At 44.7% G+C, this 5513-nt stretch carries 9 protein-coding genes; all 9 read left to right on the top strand.

Annotated features, from left to right (window positions below; translation table 11 throughout):
- Positions 1–630, top strand: a 630-nt coding sequence (locus C1A06_RS15470) for a hypothetical protein (protein ID WP_101690938.1), incomplete at its 5' end; no start/stop codon positions are given.
- Between the two features lie 36 nt (positions 631–666).
- Positions 667–2235, top strand: coding sequence for a replication endonuclease (locus C1A06_RS15465; protein WP_001134933.1), 1569 nt, complete (start codon positions 667–669; stop codon positions 2233–2235).
- Complete coding sequence (locus C1A06_RS15460; RefSeq protein WP_435988044.1) at positions 2168–2320, top strand: hypothetical protein; 153 nt, start codon at positions 2168–2170, stop codon at positions 2318–2320. The genes C1A06_RS15465 and C1A06_RS15460 overlap by 68 nt, the downstream gene beginning before the upstream one ends.
- Entirely contained in the window at positions 2253–2492 is a 240-nt protein-coding gene (locus C1A06_RS15455) for a phage DNA packaging protein C (protein ID WP_016670801.1), read from the top strand. Before C1A06_RS15460 ends, C1A06_RS15455 begins: the two co-directional genes overlap by 68 nt.
- Positions 2489–2947, top strand: a complete 459-nt coding sequence (locus C1A06_RS15450) for a scaffolding protein D (RefSeq protein WP_000084700.1) — start codon at positions 2489–2491, stop codon at positions 2945–2947. Before C1A06_RS15455 ends, C1A06_RS15450 begins: the two co-directional genes overlap by 4 nt.
- Complete coding sequence (locus C1A06_RS15445) at positions 2947–3063, top strand: phage DNA packaging protein J (protein ID WP_000033471.1); 117 nt, start codon at positions 2947–2949, stop codon at positions 3061–3063. Before C1A06_RS15450 ends, C1A06_RS15445 begins: the two co-directional genes overlap by 1 nt.
- Before the next feature lie 36 nt (positions 3064–3099).
- Positions 3100–4383 carry a major capsid protein gene (locus C1A06_RS15440; protein ID WP_000065572.1) on the top strand — a complete coding sequence of 428 codons (1284 nt, stop codon included), beginning with the start codon at positions 3100–3102 and terminating at the stop codon, positions 4381–4383.
- A gap of 110 nt (positions 4384–4493) precedes the next feature.
- On the top strand, positions 4494–5021 hold the full coding sequence (locus tag C1A06_RS15435) for a hypothetical protein (RefSeq protein ID WP_000487867.1): 528 nt from the start codon (positions 4494–4496) through the stop codon (positions 5019–5021).
- 8 nt (positions 5022–5029) lie between these two features.
- On the top strand, positions 5030–5513 hold a 484-nt coding region (locus C1A06_RS15430), incomplete at its 3' end, for a hypothetical protein (RefSeq protein ID WP_503128325.1).

Here is a 5513-nt window from a genome sequence, read left to right as displayed (position 1 = left end):
TATCTTGCTGCTGCATTTCCTGAGCTTAATGCTTGGGAGCGTGCTGGTGCTGATGCTTCCTCTGCTGGTATGGTTGACGCCGGATTTGAGAATCAAAAAGAGCTTACTAAAATGCAACTGGACAATCAGAAAGAGATTGCCGAGATGCAAAATGAGACTCAAAAAGAGATTGCTGGCATTCAGTCGGCGACTTCACGCCAGAATACGAAAGACCAGGTATATGCACAAAATGAGATGCTTGCTTATCAACAGAAGGAGTCTACTGCTCGCGTTGCGTCTATTATGGAAAACACCAATCTTTCCAAGCAACAGCAGGTTTCCGAGATTATGCGCCAAATGCTTACTCAAGCTCAAACGGCTGGTCAGTATTTTACCAATGACCAAATCAAAGAAATGACTCGCAAGGTTAGTGCTGAGGTTGACTTAGTTCATCAGCAAACGCAGAATCAGCGGTATGGCTCTTCTCATATTGGCGCTACTGCAAAGGATATTTCTAATGTCGTCACTGATGCTGCTTCTGGTGTGGTTGATATTTTTCATGGTATTGATAAAGCTGTTGCCGATACTTGGAACAATTTCTGGAAAGACGGTAAAGCTGATGGTATTGGCTCTAATTTGTCTAGGAAATAACCGTCAGGATTGACACCCTCCCAATTGTATGTTTTCATGCCTCCAAATCTTGGAGGCTTTTTTATGGTTCGTTCTTATTACCCTTCTGAATGTCACGCTGATTATTTTGACTTTGAGCGTATCGAGGCTCTTAAACCTGCTATTGAGGCTTGTGGCATTTCTACTCTTTCTCAATCCCCAATGCTTGGCTTCCATAAGCAGATGGATAACCGCATCAAGCTCTTGGAAGAGATTCTGTCTTTTCGTATGCAGGGCGTTGAGTTCGATAATGGTGATATGTATGTTGACGGCCATAAGGCTGCTTCTGACGTTCGTGATGAGTTTGTATCTGTTACTGAGAAGTTAATGGATGAATTGGCACAATGCTACAATGTGCTCCCCCAACTTGATATTAATAACACTATAGACCACCGCCCCGAAGGGGACGAAAAATGGTTTTTAGAGAACGAGAAGACGGTTACGCAGTTTTGCCGCAAGCTGGCTGCTGAACGCCCTCTTAAGGATATTCGCGATGAGTATAATTACCCCAAAAAGAAAGGTATTAAGGATGAGTGTTCAAGATTGCTGGAGGCCTCCACTATGAAATCGCGTAGAGGCTTTGCTATTCAGCGTTTGATGAATGCAATGCGACAGGCTCATGCTGATGGTTGGTTTATCGTTTTTGACACTCTCACGTTGGCTGACGACCGATTAGAGGCGTTTTATGATAATCCCAATGCTTTGCGTGACTATTTTCGTGATATTGGTCGTATGGTTCTTGCTGCCGAGGGTCGCAAGGCTAATGATTCACACGCCGACTGCTATCAGTATTTTTGTGTGCCTGAGTATGGTACAGCTAATGGCCGTCTTCATTTCCATGCGGTGCACTTTATGCGGACACTTCCTACAGGTAGCGTTGACCCTAATTTTGGTCGTCGGGTACGCAATCGCCGCCAGTTAAATAGCTTGCAAAATACGTGGCCTTATGGTTACAGTATGCCCATCGCAGTTCGCTACACGCAGGACGCTTTTTCACGTTCTGGTTGGTTGTGGCCTGTTGATGCTAAAGGTGAGCCGCTTAAAGCTACCAGTTATATGGCTGTTGGTTTCTATGTGGCTAAATACGTTAACAAAAAGTCAGATATGGACCTTGCTGCTAAAGGTCTAGGAGCTAAAGAATGGAACAACTCACTAAAAACCAAGCTGTCGCTACTTCCCAAGAAGCTGTTCAGAATCAGAATGAGCCGCAACTTCGGGATGAAAATGCTCACAATGACAAATCTGTCCACGGAGTGCTTAATCCAACTTACCAAGCTGGGTTACGACGCGACGCCGTTCAACCAGATATTGAAGCAGAACGCAAAAAGAGAGATGAGATTGAGGCTGGGAAAAGTTACTGTAGCCGACGTTTTGGCGGCGCAACCTGTGACGACAAATCTGCTCAAATTTATGCGCGCTTCGATAAAAATGATTGGCGTATCCAACCTGCAGAGTTTTATCGCTTCCATGACGCAGAAGTTAACACTTTCGGATATTTCTGATGAGTCGAAAAATTATCTTGATAAAGCAGGAATTACTACTGCTTGTTTACGAATTAAATCGAAGTGGACTGCTGGCGGAAAATGAGAAAATTCGACCTATCCTTGCGCAGCTCGAGAAGCTCTTACTTTGCGACCTTTCGCCATCAACTAACGATTCTGTCAAAAACTGACGCGTTGGATGAGGAGAAGTGGCTTAATATGCTTGGCACGTTCGTCAAGGACTGGTTTAGATATGAGTCACATTTTGTTCATGGTAGAGATTCTCTTGTTGACATTTTAAAAGAGCGTGGATTACTATCTGAGTCCGATGCTGTTCAACCACTAATAGGTAAGAAATCATGAGTCAAGTTACTGAACAATCCGTACGTTTCCAGACCGCTTTGGCCTCTATTAAGCTCATTCAGGCTTCTGCCGTTTTGGATTTAACCGAAGATGATTTCGATTTTCTGACGAGTAACAAAGTTTGGATTGCTACTGACCGCTCTCGTGCTCGTCGCTGCGTTGAGGCTTGCGTTTATGGTACGCTGGACTTTGTAGGATACCCTCGCTTTCCTGCTCCTGTTGAGTTTATTGCTGCCGTCATTGCTTATTATGTTCATCCCGTCAACATTCAAACGGCCTGTCTCATCATGGAAGGCGCTGAATTTACGGAAAACATTATTAATGGCGTCGAGCGTCCGGTTAAAGCCGCTGAATTGTTCGCGTTTACCTTGCGTGTACGCGCAGGAAACACTGACGTTCTTACTGACGCAGAAGAAAACGTGCGTCAAAAATTACGTGCAGAAGGAGTGATGTAATGTCTAAAGGTAAAAAACGTTCTGGCGCTCGCCCTGGTCGTCCGCAGCCGTTGCGAGGTACTAAAGGCAAGCGTAAAGGCGCTCGTCTTTGGTATGTAGGTGGTCAACAATTTTAATTGCAGGGGCTTCGGCCCCTTACTTGAGGATAAATTATGTCTAATATTCAAACTGGCGCCGAGCGTATGCCGCATGACCTTTCCCATCTTGGCTTCCTTGCTGGTCAGATTGGTCGTCTTATTACCATTTCAACTACTCCGGTTATCGCTGGCGACTCCTTCGAGATGGACGCCGTTGGCGCTCTCCGTCTTTCTCCATTGCGTCGTGGCCTTGCTATTGACTCTACTGTAGACATTTTTACTTTTTATGTCCCTCATCGTCACGTTTATGGTGAACAGTGGATTAAGTTCATGAAGGATGGTGTTAATGCCACTCCTCTCCCGACTGTTAACACTACTGGTTATATTGACCATGCCGCTTTTCTTGGCACGATTAACCCTGATACCAATAAAATCCCTAAGCATTTGTTTCAGGGTTATTTGAATATCTATAACAACTATTTTAAAGCGCCGTGGATGCCTGACCGTACCGAGGCTAACCCTAATGAGCTTAATCAAGATGATGCTCGTTATGGTTTCCGTTGCTGCCATCTCAAAAACATTTGGACTGCTCCGCTTCCTCCTGAGACTGAGCTTTCTCGCCAAATGACGACTTCTACCACATCTATTGACATTATGGGTCTGCAAGCTGCTTATGCTAATTTGCATACTGACCAAGAACGTGATTACTTCATGCAGCGTTACCATGATGTTATTTCTTCATTTGGAGGTAAAACCTCTTATGACGCTGACAACCGTCCTTTACTTGTCATGCGCTCTAATCTCTGGGCATCTGGCTATGATGTTGATGGAACTGACCAAACGTCGTTAGGCCAGTTTTCTGGTCGTGTTCAACAGACCTATAAACATTCTGTGCCGCGTTTCTTTGTTCCTGAGCATGGCACTATGTTTACTCTTGCGCTTGTTCGTTTTCCGCCTACTGCGACTAAAGAGATTCAGTACCTTAACGCTAAAGGTGCTTTGACTTATACCGATATTGCTGGCGACCCTGTTTTGTATGGCAACTTGCCGCCGCGTGAAATTTCTATGAAGGATGTTTTCCGTTCTGGTGATTCGTCTAAGAAGTTTAAGATTGCTGAGGGTCAGTGGTATCGTTATGCGCCTTCGTATGTTTCTCCTGCTTATCACCTTCTTGAAGGCTTCCCATTCATTCAGGAACCGCCTTCTGGTGATTTGCAAGAACGCGTACTTATTCGCCACCATGATTATGACCAGTGTTTCCAGTCCGTTCAGTTGTTGCAGTGGAATAGTCAGGTTAAATTTAATGTGACCGTTTATCGCAATCTGCCGACCACTCGCGATTCAATCATGACTTCGTGATAAAAGATTGAGTGTGAGGTTATAACGCCGAAGCGGTAAAAATTTTAATTTTTGCCGCTGAGGGGTTGACCAAGCGAAGCGCGGTAGGTTTTCTGCTTAGGAGTTTAATCATGTTTCAGACTTTTATTTCTCGCCATAATTCAAACTTTTTTTCTGATAAGCTGGTTCTCACTTCTGTTACTCCAGCTTCTTCGGCACCTGTTTTACAGACACCTAAAGCTACATCGTCAACGTTATATTTTGATAGTTTGACGGTTAATGCTGGTAATGGTGGTTTTCTTCATTGCATTCAGATGGATACATCTGTCAACGCCGCTAATCAGGTTGTTTCTGTTGGTGCTGATATTGCTTTTGATGCCGACCCTAAATTTTTTGCCTGTTTGGTTCGCTTTGAGTCTTCTTCGGTTCCGACTACCCTCCCGACTGCCTATGATGTTTATCCTTTGGATGGTCGCCATGATGGTGGTTATTATACCGTCAAGGACTGTGTGACTATTGACGTCCTTCCCCGTACGCCGGGCAATAATGTTTATGTTGGTTTCATGGTTTGGTCTAACTTTACCGCTACTAAATGCCGCGGATTGGTTTCGCTGAATCAGGTTATTAAAGAGATTATTTGTCTCCAGCCACTTAAGTGAGGTGATTTATGTTTGGTGCTATTGCTGGCGGTATTGCTTCTGCTCTTGCTGGTGGCGCCATGTCTAAATTGTTTGGAGGCGGTCAAAAAGCCGCCTCCGGTGGCATTCAAGGTGATGTGCTTGCTACCGATAACAATACTGTAGGCATGGGTGATGCTGGTATTAAATCTGCCATTCAAGGCTCTAATGTTCCTAACCCTGATGAGGCCGTCCCTAGTTTTGTTTCTGGTGCTATGGCTAAAGCTGGTAAAGGACTTCTTGAAGGTACGTTGCAGGCTGGCACTTCTGCCGTTTCTGATAAGTTGCTTGATTTGGTTGGACTTGGTGGCAAGTCTGCCGCTGATAAAGGAAAGGATACTCGTGATTATCTTGCTGCTGCATTTCCTGAGCTTAATGCTTGGGAGCGTGCTGGTGCTGATGCTTCCTCTGCTGGTATGGTTGACGCCGGATTTGAGAATCAAAAAGAGCTTACTAAAATGCAACTGGACAATC

The sequence above is a fragment of the Dysgonomonas massiliensis genome, assembly GCF_900240225.1.
Taxonomy (GTDB): domain Bacteria; phylum Bacteroidota; class Bacteroidia; order Bacteroidales; family Dysgonomonadaceae; genus Dysgonomonas; species Dysgonomonas massiliensis.
Note: the sequence above shows the minus strand (reverse complement) of the source record. Positions and strands in the feature narration are given on the sequence as shown.

Bases quoted from the DNA above. Each gene is read 5' to 3' on its own strand.
- C1A06_RS15465 (WP_001134933.1), top strand. From the start codon at position 667: ATGCCTCCAAATCTTGGAGGCTTTTTTATGGTTCGTTCTTATTACCCT.
- C1A06_RS15450 (WP_000084700.1), top strand. From the start codon at position 2,489: ATGAGTCAAGTTACTGAACAATCCGTACGTTTCCAGACCGCTTTGGCC.
- C1A06_RS15445 (WP_000033471.1), top strand. From the start codon at position 2,947: ATGTCTAAAGGTAAAAAACGTTCTGGCGCTCGCCCTGGTCGTCCGCAG.
- C1A06_RS15440 (WP_000065572.1), top strand. From the start codon at position 3,100: ATGTCTAATATTCAAACTGGCGCCGAGCGTATGCCGCATGACCTTTCC.
- C1A06_RS15435 (WP_000487867.1), top strand. From the start codon at position 4,494: ATGTTTCAGACTTTTATTTCTCGCCATAATTCAAACTTTTTTTCTGAT.